This window comes from Nostoc sp. (assembly GCF_036917615.1).
Lineage (GTDB): Bacteria > Cyanobacteriota > Cyanobacteriia > Cyanobacteriales > Nostocaceae > Nostoc.
Genome location: NZ_JBALCZ010000059.1, coordinates 45,353 through 62,128, shown reverse-complemented (window position 1 = coordinate 62,128; position 16,776 = coordinate 45,353). Strand labels below are relative to the sequence as shown.

The window sequence follows — 16,776 nt, the reverse complement described above, 5'->3', positions numbered from 1 at the left end:
TGTTACCCAGACTGCTATGTTGGTGAAATTATTACATTAATGCTTGAACAGAATATTATCGTTGTTGGAACATCAGCAGGTGGAGTTGAGGCGCTGACTTATCTAGTCAAGCATTTGCCGCCTGATCTGAATGCTGCTGTGATTATAGTTATTCATGTATCCAGTCACGGCACGAGTGTTCTGCCAAAGATATTGAGTTGCGCTGGCAACTTGCCAGTGTCTCACGCCCAGGAGGGGGAAGCTATTGTTCATGGTCGGATTTATGTCGCTTTGCCTGACTACCACTTACTGGTACAACCTGGATATTTGCATTTGACGCGGGCAGCAAAAGAAAACCGTTGTCGTCCTGCTATCGATCCATTGTTTCGCAGTGCAGCGCGAACTTATGGGCAGCGAGTAATTGCTGTGCTACTAACAGGTCTGCTTGACGACGGCACGGCGGGACTAATGGCTGTAAAAATACGGGGCGGTGTGGCAATTGTCCAAAATCCCGACAATGCTTTGTATCCTGATATGCCACGTAATGCGATCAAGAACGTAGAGGATATTGATCATATCCTGCCACTTTCAGATATTCCTTCTATTTTAGTAGCTTTAGTTAACACGCCAATGGAAATAGAACCAGAAAAACCGGTATCTAGCAAGATTGAGTTTGAAACTGAAATAGCGCAATTTAATTTGGAAGCAGTAGAAAACGAAGGCGACCGACCCGGTAAACCATCAACCTTTGGCTGTCCTGACTGCGGTGGTATCCTCTGGGAACTCCAAGAGGGAAATTTGTTACGCTTTCGGTGCCGCACGGGTCATGCTTATTCAGCAGAAACTTTGCTGGCAACGCAGTCCGATAAGCTGGAGGATGCATTATGGATCGCTTTTAGGGCATTGGAAGAGAAAGCTTCTTTATCACATCGCATGGCTTTAAGGATGGAGGATCGCAACCAACCATTGGCAGCACAAAGATTGAAACACGAGGCGCACGCTGCCAAGCAGCACTCTGCCATTATTCGAGAAGTACTTTTGAAGGATGATGCTAAACACAAGTAGACATCTCCAGAAAAGAATGTAGAGACGCGAAATTTCGCGTCTCTACAAGGGTTTGAGTGAACGCATAATTAATTTTCACCAGATGTATAGTGTTGATTGACCAAACTAGGGGCTAAGGGTGTAAAAGACGCGATGTCTACGACGGGCGCAGGTGCGGCTCCATTTTATAGACTTACATCAGCAGGTTCTAACTTCTACTCATCGCTCAAAGTTTCAATCAATAAATCTACCTGTTGCTGTCGCTGCTGCAAAAAACTTTCGCACTGACGCAAATACTCCACAGCACTTGCAAATTGCTCAAACACCGCCTCCAATTCCAACTCACCCGCTTCAATCCGAGCGATGATTCCCTCTATTTCAATAACCTTTGCCTCATAATTCCAACCTTCCATAGAGTCAGAACTAGAAGCACTCTTACGTTTAACCATTCAACTCTTGGCGTCCTTGGCGTCTTGGCGGTTCGTTAATTCCATAACTTTCACTTTAACCCCACCTTGCCCCAACTGAATCAACAAATCATCTCCCACAGCCAACTCAGTTGTAGAACGCGCGATCGCCCCATCTTCCCGCCTCACCACCGCATAACCACGCTGCAACACCGCTTTCGGGTCAAGACTAACCAACTTTTGCCGCAACAACTCTAGATGCTGCGTTGCTTGCTGCGATCGCACCGTCGTAATTTGCACCAAATGCTGACGCTTCCAAGCTAGCTTTTCCACTTCTTGTTGCACTTGTCGATCTAAGCGCAAACGTCGTAAACGATTCCGTAATACTTGCAGTTTATTAAGAGCATTTTCTCTAAAGTCATCCACCGCCTCATGCAAAGTTACAACTCGCTGCCGATGCTCAGTATACAACTCTGAAAGTGCTGGCACAACCATTTCCGCCGCCGCAGTTGGTGTATGCACACAGACATCTGCGATTAAATCTGCCAAAGATTCATCGCGTTGATGACCGATGCCAGTAATTACAGGAATGGAACAACTAGCAAGCGATCGCACCACACGTTCATCATTAAAACAAGCCAACTCCTCAACCGCGCCACCACCCCGCGATAAAATTAGCACTTCGGCACGACCATCTCTTTCCACCCGAGCAATTGCTTTGACGATAGATTCCGGCGCTTGCTCTCCTTGTACTGTAGCCGGAGAAAATAAAACGTGTAAACCTGGATACCTTTGCTTGAGAGTTTTTTGAATATCACCCCAAGCAGCAGCAGTGGGTGAAGTGACGACAGCGATCGTTTGGGGGTGGGTTGGAAGCGATCGCTTTCTTTGCGCGTCGAACAACCCCTCAGCCAGCAAGCGATTTTTTAGTTGTTGATAGCGCAGCGCTTGTAAACCCACACCAGCGGGTAGAGTCTGCCAAACTGATAACTGATACTCTCCCCGTTGCGGATAAAGGCGAATACTACCCAAAATAATTATTTGCTCACCGGGAACTGGTATCTGGGCGAGTTTTGCCAATTGGCTATTCCATACTACACACTTAATTCCGGCGGTGCGATCGGTATCTTGCAGCGTAAAAAATAAACCACTGCGATGGTGGTTAGCGCTGGAAACTTCGCCAGTTACCCAAACTTGCCGTAATTGTTCATCTTGCTCTAATAGCAAGCGGATATAGTCAGTTAATCCAGATACTGAAAGCGCTGTATCGAGAATGAGAGAGTCGGGAAGGTCGAAAGTCATCAAAGATACGTGACAGCAAAAGCCTAATCAAATCTTAGCAAATAACGTTAATTGATAGCTATTATGTTGATTTGTTCAAACTAAAAGCATCCAAAAATTACATTAGACTTAAATTAATCAGTAAATAATCCAAGAAATTGTTTAACCTTTATATGTGGATATGAAAGTTATTTACGAATATATCAATTGTCAGCAAATAACTCTGCATTTATAATAAATATGCCCGACTGCACCGCTATTAATGCTGCGTTACACTAGGTTAACGAACCCTAATGATTTATATGGGAGTTTAAAACAATCATGGAAAAGATAGAACTTGAACTAGATAGACTCACCTTTGAACGAGCTAAAACTCTGGCAATAGTCAATCAATCAACTTTATCAGAATTGATTAGTCATGTTATTGAACGTTTAGCAGAAATTCAGGAGGAAAAAGATCCATTAATGGGATTATATGCTGATGTGCCAGAAATTGTTGATGAAATTGTTGCGGAGGCGATGGAAAAAAGAGGATATATTGGATCAGATGAATAAAGTAGAAAAATCCCTACTTGATACAGATATTATTTCAGAAATTATTAAACGAGCAAATCCTCGTATTATTGTCAAAGCCAATAGTTACTTAAACCAATTTGACAAATACACACTTTCCGTAATTACAGTAATGGAAATTGTAGAAGGTTGGCACAAACGTAAGCAAGAACAACGTCTTCAGCAATTTTTAACTATCCTGACTTCACAGGAAATATTATCCTTTGATTTTACAGAAGCAGTATTAGCAGGAAAAATCTACGCTGATTTAGAGACAACTGGGAAAAGAATTGGTTATCCTGATTGTATGATTGCTGCTATTGCTATCCATCATAATTTAACTTTAGTTACAGGTAATTTATCTCATTATCAAAGGATTCAGGATTTAGATTACTCACTAAGATTAGATAATTGGCGTTTATAGTAACAATGGTGATGGATGAAGTGGCATCAATTTTCGCCATTATCTAAATGCTCCAATGCAGATGTAAAAGCCTCTGCACCAATCATTTGAGACTGACTCAGAGCAACTTCAGCTGCTTGACCGAAAACCATATCCTCTAATTCTTCCAGCCGATTAATTAATTTTTGGTAGCTCTCTGCTGAGATAATCACATGACTAGGCCGTGATTGCTTAGTTAGTAAAACTGGCTCAGTAGCAGCCTTATCAAAAACCTCACCGTGTTTGTTACGAACATCTGTAAGAGTGTAGGTCTGCATAGCAACTTTGACTACTTTAGACATTTTGACTATATTTTAGCAGATAACTCTTCTCATCTCAATTCTGGCTTCACAGAACTTGTTGCTCGTTTATGTAAATAGAATACTTATGTAGAGAATAATTCAGCAATGAGCAAGCCAAATAGATTTAGTTTTTTATTCTGTGTTAGCTGTTTGTTGGGGGATGTCGTCTAACCAGTGTAATACGCTTTTAATCCTTACTGTGTGCCTGTTTAAGCCCAATGTCGGGAAAGATTTATTTCCCGACATTCTCCCCCAACTGGTGACAGCATCGACAACGCCGCCGCCGCTCCCAACACCTGATCGTCAAATCGTTTTCAAATCGTTGTCAGACTGTAGAACCTTTAACCCATAGCCAATAACAATTTGAACTCGATTAGCTGATAATACAATTAAACTGTCTTCAGTGATAACTGACCACAAACAACCTATTGCCTTTAATATCACCACAAATAAATGACTGGTAAGACTTCTGGAAAACTTTGTGATCTACTGAATTCTGATTGAACAACTAGGATCAGGAGCGAAGCTTTTATCAAAAACGAATCTAGCATTGATTCCTCGACCACCTGCTATATAGGGGCCACCTAAGTAATGTTGATTATTATCTTGGATGCCTGCATCTCCGGTATTGAATCTTTTTGCGGGTAAGAATCCGTTGTCAACATAATAAACATTTGCTTTATTACCGCCGCGATTGCTTCTCTTGTTAATTTTATAGTTGATTCTTACTACTGGGCCTAGATATCTTCCGGAGGGAGTGTGATCTATTACAATTGTGCCTGTAAAACCTCTTGTACTACATGAATAGTTACTAATAACGGCATCAGCAGTAGCTGGAGTTAAAGCAATGCTACTGCAAGCAACAGTCATTGCACCAGTAGCAATAACAAAACGGTTTGTAGCCTTTCTAATTTGACGAGCAGTCAAAGTATTAACCATTTCAGACTTCCTTTTTGATTGAGTTATACTTGCATTAATAAAATTAAAATGAATAAATACCAATAATTTCAACCCTATTACAAAACTTTAAATAGAACTCCATTCCCCTCACACCCCCAAATTACACCCCGTATTACCTTCAGTCACCTAAAGCATTGAAAATTCCTTCATTATTAACCATAGAAGCTTTCTACAGCTTACCCCGACCCTATGAAGTAGCTGTAAATGATATGCTGATTGGGATGGGCGATCGCTCCTAATTTACCAACCTCCGCAAATGCTCACGAGTACGGTTCTACTGACACTGTATATTTAGATAATTTTTTATTGAAAATCCCTTGCTTACCCAGCCAAAAAAAGCTATCTCTGAATGCAAGTTGGTATCATTGTGCAAGACTACCCTAATCTGGTAGCGATCAAGTTACGATCTTGTCACACCCTTTTTTTGATTTGAGAAGTCCTATTCCAGTATTTTCTGGTTAAAATAGTATATCTGTTCTACTCAGACTCCCAGAGCAACACTCCTTAAAACCATATATTTAGAGGCATTAGAGGCAGGAATGGCTATCAACACCGATACTTCTGGCAAGCAAAAAGCGCTGACTATGGTGCTCAACCAAATTGAGCGCAGCTTTGGTAAAGGAGCAATCATGCGCCTGGGCGATGCCACCCGGATGCGGGTGGAGACGATTTCCAGTGGGGCGCTCACCCTAGATTTAGCATTGGGTGGTGGTTTACCCAAGGGGCGGGTAATTGAAATTTATGGGCCGGAAAGTTCCGGGAAGACTACAGTAGCGCTACATGCGCTCGCCGAAGTGCAAAGAAATGGCGGGATTGCTGCCTTTGTTGATGCTGAACACGCCCTTGACCCTACCTATGCTGCGGCATTGGGTGTAGATATTGACAATTTGCTGATTTCCCAACCTGACACTGGCGAATCAGCTTTGGAAATTGTCGATCAGCTTGTTCGCTCTGCTGCGGTTGATATTGTAGTCATTGACTCAGTAGCAGCATTGGTTCCCCGTGCTGAAATTGAAGGGGATATGGGTGATATTCACGTTGGTTTGCAGGCGCGGTTGATGAGCCAAGCCCTACGTAAGATTACAGGCAATATTGGTAAATCTGGTTGTACAGTAATTTTCATTAACCAGTTACGGCAAAAAATCGGTGTTACCTACGGTAGCCCAGAAACCACAACTGGCGGTAACGCATTGAAATTTTACGCTTCGGTGCGCTTGGATATTCGCCGGATTCAAACCTTGAAGAAAGGTACAGATGAATTTGGTAACCGCGTTAAAGTCAAAGTCGCCAAAAATAAAGTAGCGCCGCCCTTCAGAATAGCGGAATTCGATATTATTTTTGGCAAAGGTATTTCTACCTTGGGTTGTATTGTAGACTTGGCAGAAGAAACTGGCGTGCTTGTCCGCAAGGGAGCTTGGTATAGTTACAACGGCGATAATATCTCCCAAGGACGAGATAACGCCATCAAGTATCTAGAAGAAAAGCCTGAATTTGCTGAACAAATTAAGCAACTGGTGCGTGAAAAGCTAGATAAAGGTGCTGTTGTTTCTGCTAACTCTGTAGCTAAAGCCAGTGAAGGAGAGGAAGAGGAAGAAGTCGATTTAGAGCCAGAAGAATAAAGAATGTAGATTTATTAATCTGTAACTTTTAATGTGTAGTGGGTTACAAAGATAGCTAACCCACCTTTTCCAAGGGATTGATGAGTTACAGCAAGCCTAAGGAAATGATTGCTCCTCATCTAGTAGCAATCATTTTTATGGCGTTTCTGGTTGGAATCAGGTAAAAGTGGGGCACAACATTGTTATGCCCCTACCAATTATGTATACTTAACGCAATTTAAAGTTTCTATAATTTCCAATTTTTTAGCTGGGATTATATGGTATTTGTCTGCTCAAAAAGCGGTCTAAAATTTCTGATTTCTGTTCTGAACTGAAGTTCTCATACCAATGTTCAAACTTCTCAACTAGTCCGGAATTTCTGAAAATCTCTAAATTCTCATCTGCTTTTTCAGGTAGAGGTTTTTGTCTGTCACGAGAATAAGTAAGTATTTCTACTTTATTATCGCTCTTTCGATGCACAAGTTGCATCAATAACTCCATTGCTACAGTTGGCAAAACGCGGCACGAATAATTCACGAAAAAATCAAAAGTCATACTACCTAGACGGATGCGATCGCCATCTTTGAGTTTAATTGGCCGATCAGCGCGATCGTCATTCACAAACGAGCCATTGGTACTGTTGAAATCAATTAAGTAGAAGCCTTGATCATCAATATGTTGAATAGCAGCGTGACGACGAGACATATGACTATCAGCAATGCAAATACCACTGCTGCGATGACGGCCGATCGTCCAGATCTGCTGTGGCTGTCGTAAACTTTGAGTTTGATTGTCGCACAAGTTAGTCATCAAATAAACAGCAGTAGTATCCACTACACCATGTACATAACATGCCTTGACTCTCGTCAACGACGGTTGAGATCGGTTTTCTAGGTGAAGAATTTCATCTAAAAGGCTGCTGTGGTGTTCATACAACTTGAGGAATACTTGATATAAAATTAATCGCCGTTCTATTTCCGTTTGTGCAAAGTCAGCCATTATACGTAAACCTTGTACTACCTGATTTCGGTTATGAATCTTCTGCTTCAGCCTACAATCAGGAATAATTGATTTTTCGCTTTCCGCTGCCATCGAAAAACTTGAGTGGCTTAAAAGCGTTATGTTTTACAACTTTTAGGTGCGAGATTCCCTGTTGTTTCTAGCCATAAAAAGCATGAAAATCTCTTTAAAAAATTCTTATGATCCTTTATTGTTTATTGTAAATAATTATTTGTTATTTGTAACAGATAAAATCCATGAAGATTTGATTAAGAATTACCAAGCATCTGCGTATTTTTGCTAGACAACTGGATCTTTCGTAAAAGTGACTCTTGCTGGGGATTAGGGATTGGGGATTGGCGTAGGCAGTCCAAATCGAAAAATTATGGTGGTTGCTGATTACCCACTTGTCAAATTTAAAAAACTTTTCCAAGTATTGAGTACCAAGTATTGAGTCACGGAGCGGCGTCAGTAAAGCAGTGTCAGAACAGGGCCCCCCCAAGTAGAGCGTTTGAGTCCCCCACCATACGTAAAAAGTTGGTGGGGGACTCAGACGCTCTCCTAGCGAAAAAATATAAGCCGTGTGCTTCTTATAAAATAAATTTTTGAAAATTGTTAAAAAAAATATAAATAATAGATAGTTTAAAAAGCAGGAAGGCTATTTTCCTAATCTAAATAATCGGTTTTAAGAAAAAGGATTCATCCGTAAAGATAGTCTAGAATCTAATATCCAAATTAAGTCACCCAATCTAAAAATCATGCCACTTCGCTCAACTCTGGCAACCAGAACAAGCAAGTGGCTCCCAAATTTAAACTTTCAACTTACAACAAGCCTCGTTTACCATTGGGGCGGACGGTCATCCAATTTGTTTTTGCTAGTGTTAGCTGCTCATCAGAAATTTTGGCACTGGTGAGATTAGCACCACACAGATTAGCTCCTCGGAGGTTAGCATTGCTGAGACAAGCATTGCTGAGGTCTGCGCCTCGCAGATCTGCCCCTTCTAAATCAGCATGATTAAAGTATGCTTTGCTCAAATTAGCATCCTTGAGATTTGCTCGAGTCAGACTGGCTCTGCCAAAGTCACTACTGTGCAGATTAGCCCCCTGGAGATTGGTTTTTTGCAATTGAGCGGAATGGAAATTTGTTTGGGATAAGTCAGCACCTTGCAGATTCAGGAAACTTAAATTGTGTAGGGCAAAATCCCGTCTTCCCTTTAGATAGGCTGTTAATAAACCTTGGGTATCTAACTTACGCCCAACTTTAGAATTTTGAACTTGCGAGCTATTGCTGTTACTGTTAGCTAAAGTCGTTGATTTGGCCATCCCAGAACCTTGCTGTAATCCAGCCGCTTCCGCTGCCTTGGCTCGTCTAGCACGAATTGCTGCCGCTACCTGTGCTACTCCTGTACTGCTAACAGCAGCAGAAGGGTTGTTACATAAAACAGCAGAATTTTCCAGGTGGTTGTGTGTTCGCTCTTTAGATCCACTCTCAGATTTAATCAGTAAACCCTTTGCTAAACTATCTAAGTATGGTTCTATTTCCAATGCTCTAAGAACTTCTGCCGCTGACTGATAGCGATTACGTACAGACACGTCTAACATTTTCCGCAATACATTGCTCAAGTGGTCACTCACTTGTACAAGCTGCTCCCACATTATCTCGCCAGTGTTGGGATTGTAATCTAAATCTTTAGGAGTTTTGCTAGTCAGTAAATAAATGCATGTCACCCCCAGTGCATAGATATCACTGGCGTAGACTGGACGCATAGCCATTTGTTCTGGAGGTGCAAAACCAGGAGTACCAATGGCATATGCAGTTAATGCTGTCTGTCCCGATTGATTTGTCGCAACTTGGCTAACTTGGTCTTTGACGGCACCAAAGTCGATGAGTACCATTCTGGCATCTTGAGTGCGGCGAATTAAGTTGGCTGGCTTGATGTCACGGTGAATCACCTTTTGCTCATGGATGTATTGCAGCAGTGGCAAAATCTCGCTCAAAAATTGCTTGACTCCAGTTTCGCTCAAGATGCCGTTAAGTTTGAGCTCCTCCTGCAAGGTATCACCACTGATGTATTCTTGAACTAAGTAGAATTGTTCATGATCTTCAAAATAGTCTAACAATCTTGGTACTTGGGGATGATTGCCAATCTTACCTAGAGTTTTAGCTTCTCGCTCAAAGAGTTCTCTGGCCATCTGTAAAACGTGTGGGGCGGTTCCTGATGGGCGTAATTGTTTGATTACACAACTCGGTTCTCCTGGTAAGCCTTGATCATAGGCTAAGAAGGTTGCTCCAAAGCCACCCTGACCTAATGGTTTAATCACCTGATAGCGCGAGCGCAACAGTAGTTGCGAGCCACAAGACTGACACCTTTGGCTATTTACCAAATTTTCTGGATTGGGACAGGTAGGATTTAAGCAGTAGCTCATGCACTGTCAACTCGCTGCACGAATAATCACGGTGAGTGTTATACTCCCTTTCAATTATTTAGATATTAATCAACTCTTGCAAGGTAATTTTTGCTGGAAATCCTTTGAAGAGTTCCTAAAGTTTAACTAGTATTACGTAAAGCGCTCGCCAAAGCAAGATGATTTATTATACTTACAGCAACAATTAGTGTTTGAGCTACATAGGTAGTTTTGTTTGACATTGCTGGAACAGTCTTAAGGCAGAGACTTTGAATCCAAAATCCGGCGTTGCGCTTCCAGCGCACCAAAGGTGCGACCGAAAGTCCAAAATTTGGTATTAGAGGTATTGGAGGGCAGTGCCCATCCTACAAAAAATCGCTGTAGGATTTTGGATGCCCAAATTTGGAGGCAATTTAGAATCGTCTCCATTAGTCCTTAAGTGACTATTAGCTGGCTTTCATGTCCACACTAATCAGCTGTTCGATCAGTGCAAAAACATCACTGCGGCTGAGTTTCTCTTTACCATTAGCAAGGGCATCAAGGGTGCCATTAGCCAAGGTTAAGGGAATTTGGCAAAAATCTAAGGCTGGACCGGTAGGAAGGTCTTTGGTGTAAGCTTCTGCTAGGGCTAGATTGCGCCGAGCATACTCTTGCATATTTGCTGCACTCCAACCCTCTGGAAAAAAGTCTACCCCCCGCCCTAAATCTTCAGTATGGTTACGCAGGATATTAACTGCTTGTAAACTCCGACCAAACCCAATCGCCTGGGTACGGTTAGTTTGCGTTCCATCGTACCAAGTCCATAAGTCCGATAGTAATAATCCCACTGCACCTGCAACCCCAAAAGTATAACGATCCAAATCAGATTCTGTGTAAATTTTCCAGTTTCTTTCTGCCCAGTAAGCCATCCGGTCTGCCATTGCAGCAGTGGCATCCCAAATTCGAGGTGCAATGGTCTCTGGTGCTAGCAGCGACCATTCTCTAATCCTCACAGTGACTTCTTCTAAGGTATTCTCATACCCACTAAATCCTGCCAAGAAAGCATCTACCGCGAAGCCATCAACTCCTGCCTGTAATGTCAGACTAATCGTTCTTAACAGCTTTGCTTTAGTAGCGTTATCTAGTTCTGGATGATCTTCAATTTCATCAATGGCACGCATACACAAATATGCTGATGCTACTGCTTCTTGCAATCCTGGCGGTAAAAGACTAATTGGGATATAAAAAGTTCGGCTAGTTTCTTTGAGGATTTGCAATGCATCTCTACGTAAATTCATGTTTTCACTCCCCACTTGATTTTTGCACCACATGAAGTTTGCAGTTTTTTGATGATACTGGATATAGTTTTGACTAAACTTTAAAAACTATAGACCATAAGATACGCTAGTATTTCATCTAAAAATTAATAGTTTTTGGTGTTGCAATTAACAAAACTCTCAAATTTATCAAAGTCTAATCTAGTATAAAGGTTTTTGGTTGCAAAAATGCGTCAGGTGTCGTTTAATCTAGCTTTCATAAACTTTTAGTTTAGATATAAAGAATTATGGTAATATTTGGTTGATTACCGCGAAATTTTTCTCTGAGCAAACATCCATTTTTGGGATTTGAAAGTGTTTTAAGTCTGCGTTAATCTGACTAACAAAGTGTAATTGTTGTATATATAAAGACAATTCAGCAAAAGCTGACAACGGATAACAGTAACTGTACGCACCTTTAGATGCGAACGGCGGCTTGCCGAAGAGTTAGGGTAAGTTAAATTGGACATAAAGGGCTGTGATGCCTTGGTTGGGCTACGCTTACGCTTGAGCGGTTACAGTGGGAGCCTGCTTGCTGTTCAAGGTGACATAAAGTGACCATAACCCAGAAGAAGAAGTTCCCCTATATTTACGAGATTGACAATAAAACAGTGGGCTGTTTGCCCACTCAACAAAACATTTGTGAATATTTGACCTCTTATCCGTCTCAAGATATGGAAATTCAAGTAGTTGTTTCGAGTCAGGCTAAAGCTCCTTTGATTTTTTCTACGTGCGTCCCAGGATAAATTCTACCGCCACGGCGTTCAATTACTTCTGTAAGTCCAGCTAGATACTTGAGTGGGTCAAATTGCCCTTGTTGAGGAAAGCGTAGATACACTCCTGTATCAAAATCAGTCAGGGGCGATTTCTTTACCATTTCTACTGAGGTGAGTCCAGCCCGGTGTACTGCTTCTAACTCGTGCTGAATCTCATCTATTGATTTTCGCTCTGAGGGAAAGAGATAGCCGTCAGTCGCTCAAAGTCGCAGTTAATGTTTTCTTGGGTAGCGATCGCCTCTATAGTATTAATTGCTGTTGTATGACTTTGAGCAACAATTTTGCGCCCTCTTTACCGTGCATTTGCTCCAGTTCGTGGTAACGGGAAGTCAGCACATTCGATAGGTGTGCCGTTGTTATTGCCGTTTGACCGCCACCAATGGGGCGATCATCCAGCACCACTACTGACTCACCTTCACGGAACATATAAGCAGTTGACATCGCCGCTATCCCAGCACCGACAACGCACACATCTGCACTATGATCGACAGTAAAAATATACTTTCTTGGGGATAAATTTGCCAAAAAATATCCTATTAAAACAAGTTAGATTATTATATAATTTTTTTGACTTTTAATTTACCATAAATTATCAATAAAACCATTATTAGTATTGGCAAAGCTAATTTACGTTAATAAAATGCTTTTTAATTAAAAAATAAATATTAAATTTAAACCAATACGCTTGGTGTTAGTGATATTTTGCCTCGGAAGATTCTCCCAACCCCCTTTTTTCAGGCTAGCTCTAATTCCTAGGACTTACGCACTGTACAAATTTATTATCTTGTGCATTGACGAAAATACGTCGTTTCAGACTTTGACCAATTATGCTTTGATAAATAGCGATCGCCTAAAAACGGTCGAAAAATCAAGGCTTAATGCCTGAAATCCATACAACACATTTGGGATTTCCTGTCAATGCGTAAGTCCTAATTCCCTCCTTTTTAAGGACGGTTAGGGAGGATCAAGCCTTAACCCAAGCGTATTGAAATTTAAACTAGTATTTGCAAAATCTTTCGCTAGAGAGATGTAGACTATTGTCAAAGTAATAAAAGAAATATACTTATGTTGGCTATGGAGGGTCTAGGAATGCCAGAGCTTGATAAGTTGGCATCTGTAATTAATTGTTTATTAATATTGACATTGTTAGTTTCTTGCAGTGATAAAACGTCCGCAGAAGATATGGACAAAGAAACACAAAGTGTCTCTTCTTGGGTAGCAACAGCAAATATGGTTGGTGATGCCTGGATACGCGATGTTGTGCCAAATAAATATGCTGAACAAACATTGAAAAAAGCCCAGGAAGAACTGCGAAAACAAAAAGAGAAAATAGACAAAATAAAATTATCTAAAGATGTAAGTGAACATGATAAATCAGTGTTATTAGCTGAAATTTTACAGTTAGCAAATAAAACAGAGGAAATGTCCAAGGCTGTGGCACAAAAGAATCGTTCATTGGTACAGCAAAAACTTGGAGAATTAGCAGCAGAAAAGCAAGCGTTAAACAAGCTAAGAAAAGTTGCAGGGCAAACCAATGAATAAAATTTTTGAAATCGCTCTTGGTATTGTTACCAGTATCGGCAGCTTTTTGGATGTAGGTGCGATCGCTACTGCTGCGGAAGCTGGATCCATCATTAACACAACTTGGCTCTGGTTTATTGCCAACTCTGCCACAACAAGACATCGCACATTACTTATACCTTGCCGTTGGCATCCTGGGGGCAGTGATTAGCCCGTACTTGTTTTATTTCTACTCATCTGGTGCAGTAGAAGATAAATGGGATTGAAGGGTATATCAGTGTGAATCGCGCTGTTGCTGGTTTGGGGATGGGCTTTGGTAGTATCGTATCGCTGGCAGTCTTGATTGTGGCAGCACTGGTACTCAATCCCAAAGGTATCCAGGTTGATAGCTATGAATAGGCGGCGCTGATGTTGACAGAAACCCTTGGTTACTGGGGCTTTGTGCTATTTGCGGCATCTTTAGGGATTGCTTGCTTTGGTGCAGCACTGAAGGTAAGCCTCGATACAGCGTATATTGTGGCCCAAGCTTTTGGTTGGAATTGGGGCGAAAATCTTAAACCAAAAGATGCCGCACGCTTTAGTTTGGTCTATACTGTGTTTGTCTTTCTCGCCTCGTTACTGATGGTATTTGGTATCGATCCATTGCAATTGACTTTGTTTTCAATGGCAATTACAGCGGTGATTTTGCCGCCTGTAATTATACCTTTTTTTGTTTTAATGAACGATGAATTATATGTTGGCAAGTATCGCAACGGGTGGATTAGTAACAGCGTTGTTATTTTTACAATTGCGCTGACATTTGTGCTAGCGATCGTTGCTATTGCACTGGAAATTATTGGAGGATAAATCGATTTTATATTTTAGATTTTAAATTTTGGATTAGGATTTATAACATTTTATTCCTTTGCAATCTTTGCGACTCTGTGACTTGGTAAATCTATCAATAATTAACGGGAAGTGATAAGAAAATGGAATGTTATTAGAGATGTTCTTGATAACCAATTGGTTGACCGCAATCAACGCAAAATGGGTAAAGTCGATGGCATTGTGATGGAGTTGCGCGATGCCTTCGGCGGGCAAAGCCTACGCGAACCACCACGACTTGCTTATATTGAAGTAGGAGTGACAACCCTTACCAAACGGCTAAATCCGCGCTTGGCACGTTTGGTAGCAGCAATTGTAAGTAAATGGGGTGCTAAACAAAGTGAACCGTTTCGGATTCCGTGGTCAAAAGTGCGGGATATTGGTATTGATGTCGAAGTCGATGTTGAAGGTGAAGCAACACCAGTCTTAAATTATGAAAAATGGTTGCGCGATTGCATCATCGCCCGAATTCCAGGAGGGGGATAATGACAACTCGTGAAATTCATCTAGAATTACTACTGAGTAAACCACTATTAGACTCAACTGGTAAAGCCGTCGGACGCATTGAGGAAGTACGCGCCGAACAACAAGGCGAAGAATGGATTGTTAAGGAATATCTTATCGGTTATGCTGCGGTGTTAGAACGGCTATCCGCTTGGACAATTGGGTTAAAAATTTTGCATCTACTTGGGGCGCGTAAAATTTACGGTGGTTATACAGTACCTTGGGACAAGCTAGATTTGACTGACCCTGACAAGCCGCGTTTGCGTTGTAGTTTAGATGCATTAAAGTCATTAAACGAGCAACCGCAGGATATAGAGTAACTTGGCTTGAAGGAGACAGAAGTATGATGTCAAAATAATTCGTAATTGATAATGACGCTTTCTGGGAGACGCTGTTCGTAGCTTGCTTAAGAGTAGAGGTATGCGGACTCGCTTTGCGTGGCGCTTACGTAATTCGTAATTATTACCTGCTCTTAAGCAAGCTAGATTTTTATGATATGGCTTTCTACTTACGGTTAAGTACCTTGCTTGCTCCTAGCACAGCACCAACCGCCAATACAGCTAGCCCGATTCTAGGTTCAGGAACAACAGTTGTGTCTTCAGTGAAAGCCAAAAAGCCAGCCCCATTTAATCCGCCTCTACCGGCTGGGATAAAGGTGTCAATAAAAGCTCCTGTCTTGCCGTCATAACGCAACACATTGTTACTATTTAAATCACTGACATAAAGGTTTCCGTCGGGACCGAAGATTGGCTTAACAGGATCATTGAGTCCGCCACTGCCAGCCGGGACAAAAGTATTGATAAAGGCTCCTGTCTTACCATTAAAACGCGAAATATTGTTAGTCTTAAAGTTAGCGACGTAGAGATTGCCGTCTGGTCCAAAGGTCAAGCCACCAAGTTCTGACCCTTTTTGCTCTGTTGCAAAAGTGTCGATAAAAGCTCCAGTTTGCCCGTTGTACCTTAAAATACTATTAGTAAGAGTACTACTGACGTAGAGGTTTCCGTCTGAACCAAAGCTCAAACTAAAAGGTGCACTGAGTCCGCCGCTACCTGATGGCACAAAAGTGTCGATAAAAGCTCCAGTTTGCCCGTTGTAGCGTAGAACACTATTACTAGTGCGGCTGTTAATACTGGTAACGTAGAGGTTGCTGTCAGGTCCAAAAACCAAGTCTTCAGGTGAATCTAGTCCACCACTACCGGAAGGAACAAAGGTACTAATGAAATTCCCTGTTTTTCCGTCGTAACGTTGGACGCTACCGCTCAAAATACTACTAACATAGAGATTTTTATCGGGTCCAATAGTTAAACCAGTTGCTCCCTTTAGTCCGCCACTATCGGAAGGAACGAAGTCATCAATGAATTCTCCCGTTTTTTCGTCATAGCGCAGAACGGAGTTATTATAATAACTCCCCGCTAAAAGTGCTGCGTTAGCTCTTGGGGCTATCCACCCTAGCAAGACAAAGCTTATCAGTGGGAGGCTGATCTGACAAAAATTCAAAAATCTCATAATTTTGTTAGCTCCTATAACCATAATTACTTAGTACAGTTAATCATAGATTTGTAGCCTATCCTTGTTGGTTGTTAACTTTGGTTGTAAGCAAAAGTAATTTAGATGCGTTTACCCTGCCCTACTTTGCCTGCATCCTCTGCTCTGGCTGCCTCAACGGATAAATTTCCACAAAGCCAAGCGTATTGGTATTGAGTATGGTAACAGCAGTTTGTGCATTACAAAAACCATTCTTGGTAAAAAATATCTCCTAATCTTTCACCCAACTTCTAGCGAAAGAAAGAGTTTCAGGCTGAGTATCTCTGTAATCATGAAATGCGGACAAGTATTAATCTGTTTA

At 41.5% G+C, this 16,776-nt stretch carries 21 protein-coding genes; 10 read left to right on the top strand and 11 right to left on the bottom strand.

What is annotated here, in order from left to right; translation table 11 throughout:
• The first annotated feature begins 39 nt into the window (after positions 1-39).
• Positions 40-1,044: a chemotaxis protein CheB gene (locus V7K85_RS20295; RefSeq protein WP_334815929.1), complete on the top strand. Its 1,005-nt coding sequence runs from the start codon at positions 40-42 to the stop codon at positions 1,042-1,044.
• A 194-nt stretch (positions 1,045-1,238) separates the two neighbouring features.
• Here the strand turns inward: V7K85_RS20295 and xseB are convergent, their stop codons facing one another.
• Both xseB and xseA read right to left on the bottom strand, forming a co-directional pair.
• Positions 1,239-1,472, bottom strand: coding sequence for an exodeoxyribonuclease VII small subunit (gene xseB / locus V7K85_RS20290; protein ID WP_334815927.1), 234 nt, complete (start codon positions 1,470-1,472; stop codon positions 1,239-1,241).
• Complete coding sequence (xseA, locus tag V7K85_RS20285) at positions 1,473-2,732, bottom strand: exodeoxyribonuclease VII large subunit (protein WP_334815925.1); 1,260 nt, start codon at positions 2,730-2,732, stop codon at positions 1,473-1,475. It lies immediately after the preceding gene.
• 300 nt (positions 2,733-3,032) lie between these two features.
• Here xseA and V7K85_RS20280 point away from each other — a divergent pair, with 300 nt between their 5' ends.
• Positions 3,033-3,266 carry a hypothetical protein gene (locus V7K85_RS20280; protein WP_334689265.1) on the top strand — a complete coding sequence of 78 codons (234 nt, stop codon included), beginning with the start codon at positions 3,033-3,035 and terminating at the stop codon, positions 3,264-3,266.
• Entirely contained in the window at positions 3,259-3,687 is a 429-nt protein-coding gene (locus tag V7K85_RS20275; RefSeq protein ID WP_334815922.1) for a type II toxin-antitoxin system VapC family toxin, read from the top strand. The genes V7K85_RS20280 and V7K85_RS20275 overlap by 8 nt, the downstream gene beginning before the upstream one ends.
• 26 nt (positions 3,688-3,713) lie before the next feature.
• On the opposite strand, the gene V7K85_RS20270 is transcribed toward V7K85_RS20275, so the two are convergent.
• Entirely contained in the window at positions 3,714-4,007 is a 294-nt protein-coding gene (locus V7K85_RS20270) for a type II toxin-antitoxin system Phd/YefM family antitoxin (RefSeq protein ID WP_334815920.1), read from the bottom strand.
• 486 nt (positions 4,008-4,493) lie between these two features.
• The gene (locus V7K85_RS20265) at positions 4,494-4,946 is read right to left on the bottom strand and encodes a hypothetical protein (protein ID WP_334815919.1); all 453 of its coding nucleotides are present in this window, start codon (positions 4,944-4,946) and stop codon (positions 4,494-4,496) included.
• 560 nt (positions 4,947-5,506) lie between these two features.
• Here V7K85_RS20265 and recA point away from each other — a divergent pair.
• Positions 5,507-6,586, top strand: a complete 1,080-nt coding sequence (gene recA / locus V7K85_RS20260) for a recombinase RecA (protein WP_298904194.1) — start codon at positions 5,507-5,509, stop codon at positions 6,584-6,586.
• 243 nt (positions 6,587-6,829) lie between these two features.
• Here recA and V7K85_RS20255 read toward each other — a convergent pair whose 3' ends face one another.
• The 6 genes from V7K85_RS20255 to V7K85_RS20230 form a co-directional block, all read right to left on the bottom strand.
• Positions 6,830-7,564 carry an FHA domain-containing protein gene (locus tag V7K85_RS20255; RefSeq protein WP_334815988.1) on the bottom strand — a complete coding sequence of 245 codons (735 nt, stop codon included), beginning with the start codon at positions 7,562-7,564 and terminating at the stop codon, positions 6,830-6,832.
• A gap of 822 nt (positions 7,565-8,386) precedes the next feature.
• Positions 8,387-9,991, bottom strand: coding sequence for a serine/threonine-protein kinase (locus V7K85_RS20250; protein WP_334815918.1), 1,605 nt, complete (start codon positions 9,989-9,991; stop codon positions 8,387-8,389).
• A 234-nt stretch (positions 9,992-10,225) separates the two neighbouring features.
• The gene (locus V7K85_RS20245) at positions 10,226-10,399 is read right to left on the bottom strand and encodes a hypothetical protein (RefSeq protein WP_334815917.1); all 174 of its coding nucleotides are present in this window, start codon (positions 10,397-10,399) and stop codon (positions 10,226-10,228) included.
• Positions 10,400-10,416: 17 nt separating this feature from the next.
• Positions 10,417-11,247, bottom strand: coding sequence for a phytoene/squalene synthase family protein (locus V7K85_RS20240; RefSeq protein WP_334815915.1), 831 nt, complete (start codon positions 11,245-11,247; stop codon positions 10,417-10,419).
• 718 nt (positions 11,248-11,965) lie between these two features.
• On the bottom strand, positions 11,966-12,193 hold the full coding sequence (locus V7K85_RS20235) for an FAD-dependent oxidoreductase (protein WP_334815986.1): 228 nt from the start codon (positions 12,191-12,193) through the stop codon (positions 11,966-11,968).
• Positions 12,194-12,281: 88 nt separating this feature from the next.
• Positions 12,282-12,566: an FAD-dependent oxidoreductase gene (locus tag V7K85_RS20230; protein WP_334815913.1), complete on the bottom strand. Its 285-nt coding sequence runs from the start codon at positions 12,564-12,566 to the stop codon at positions 12,282-12,284.
• 564 nt (positions 12,567-13,130) lie between these two features.
• Here V7K85_RS20230 and V7K85_RS20225 point away from each other — a divergent pair.
• From V7K85_RS20225 to V7K85_RS20205, 6 genes are all read left to right on the top strand, one after another.
• On the top strand, positions 13,131-13,583 hold the full coding sequence (locus V7K85_RS20225) for a hypothetical protein (protein ID WP_334815911.1): 453 nt from the start codon (positions 13,131-13,133) through the stop codon (positions 13,581-13,583).
• Positions 13,576-13,773, top strand: coding sequence for a hypothetical protein (locus V7K85_RS20220; RefSeq protein WP_334815909.1), 198 nt, complete (start codon positions 13,576-13,578; stop codon positions 13,771-13,773). The genes V7K85_RS20225 and V7K85_RS20220 overlap by 8 nt, the downstream gene beginning before the upstream one ends.
• Positions 13,724-13,828 carry a hypothetical protein gene (locus tag V7K85_RS36595; protein ID WP_442940606.1) on the top strand — a complete coding sequence of 35 codons (105 nt, stop codon included), beginning with the start codon at positions 13,724-13,726 and terminating at the stop codon, positions 13,826-13,828. The genes V7K85_RS20220 and V7K85_RS36595 overlap by 50 nt, the downstream gene beginning before the upstream one ends.
• A 142-nt stretch (positions 13,829-13,970) precedes the next feature.
• Positions 13,971-14,408 (top strand): divalent metal cation transporter, encoded by a 438-nt coding sequence (locus V7K85_RS20215; protein ID WP_334815907.1) that lies wholly within the window; start codon positions 13,971-13,973, stop codon positions 14,406-14,408.
• A 111-nt stretch (positions 14,409-14,519) separates the two neighbouring features.
• Positions 14,520-14,912 (top strand): hypothetical protein, encoded by a 393-nt coding sequence (locus V7K85_RS20210; protein ID WP_334815905.1) that lies wholly within the window; start codon positions 14,520-14,522, stop codon positions 14,910-14,912.
• Entirely contained in the window at positions 14,912-15,250 is a 339-nt protein-coding gene (locus tag V7K85_RS20205; protein ID WP_334815903.1) for a hypothetical protein, read from the top strand. Before V7K85_RS20210 ends, V7K85_RS20205 begins: the two co-directional genes overlap by 1 nt.
• A gap of 184 nt (positions 15,251-15,434) precedes the next feature.
• On the opposite strand, the gene V7K85_RS20200 is transcribed toward V7K85_RS20205, so the two are convergent.
• On the bottom strand, positions 15,435-16,436 hold the full coding sequence (locus V7K85_RS20200) for a Vgb family protein (protein WP_334815901.1): 1,002 nt from the start codon (positions 16,434-16,436) through the stop codon (positions 15,435-15,437).
• Between the last annotated feature and the right edge of the window lie 340 nt (positions 16,437-16,776).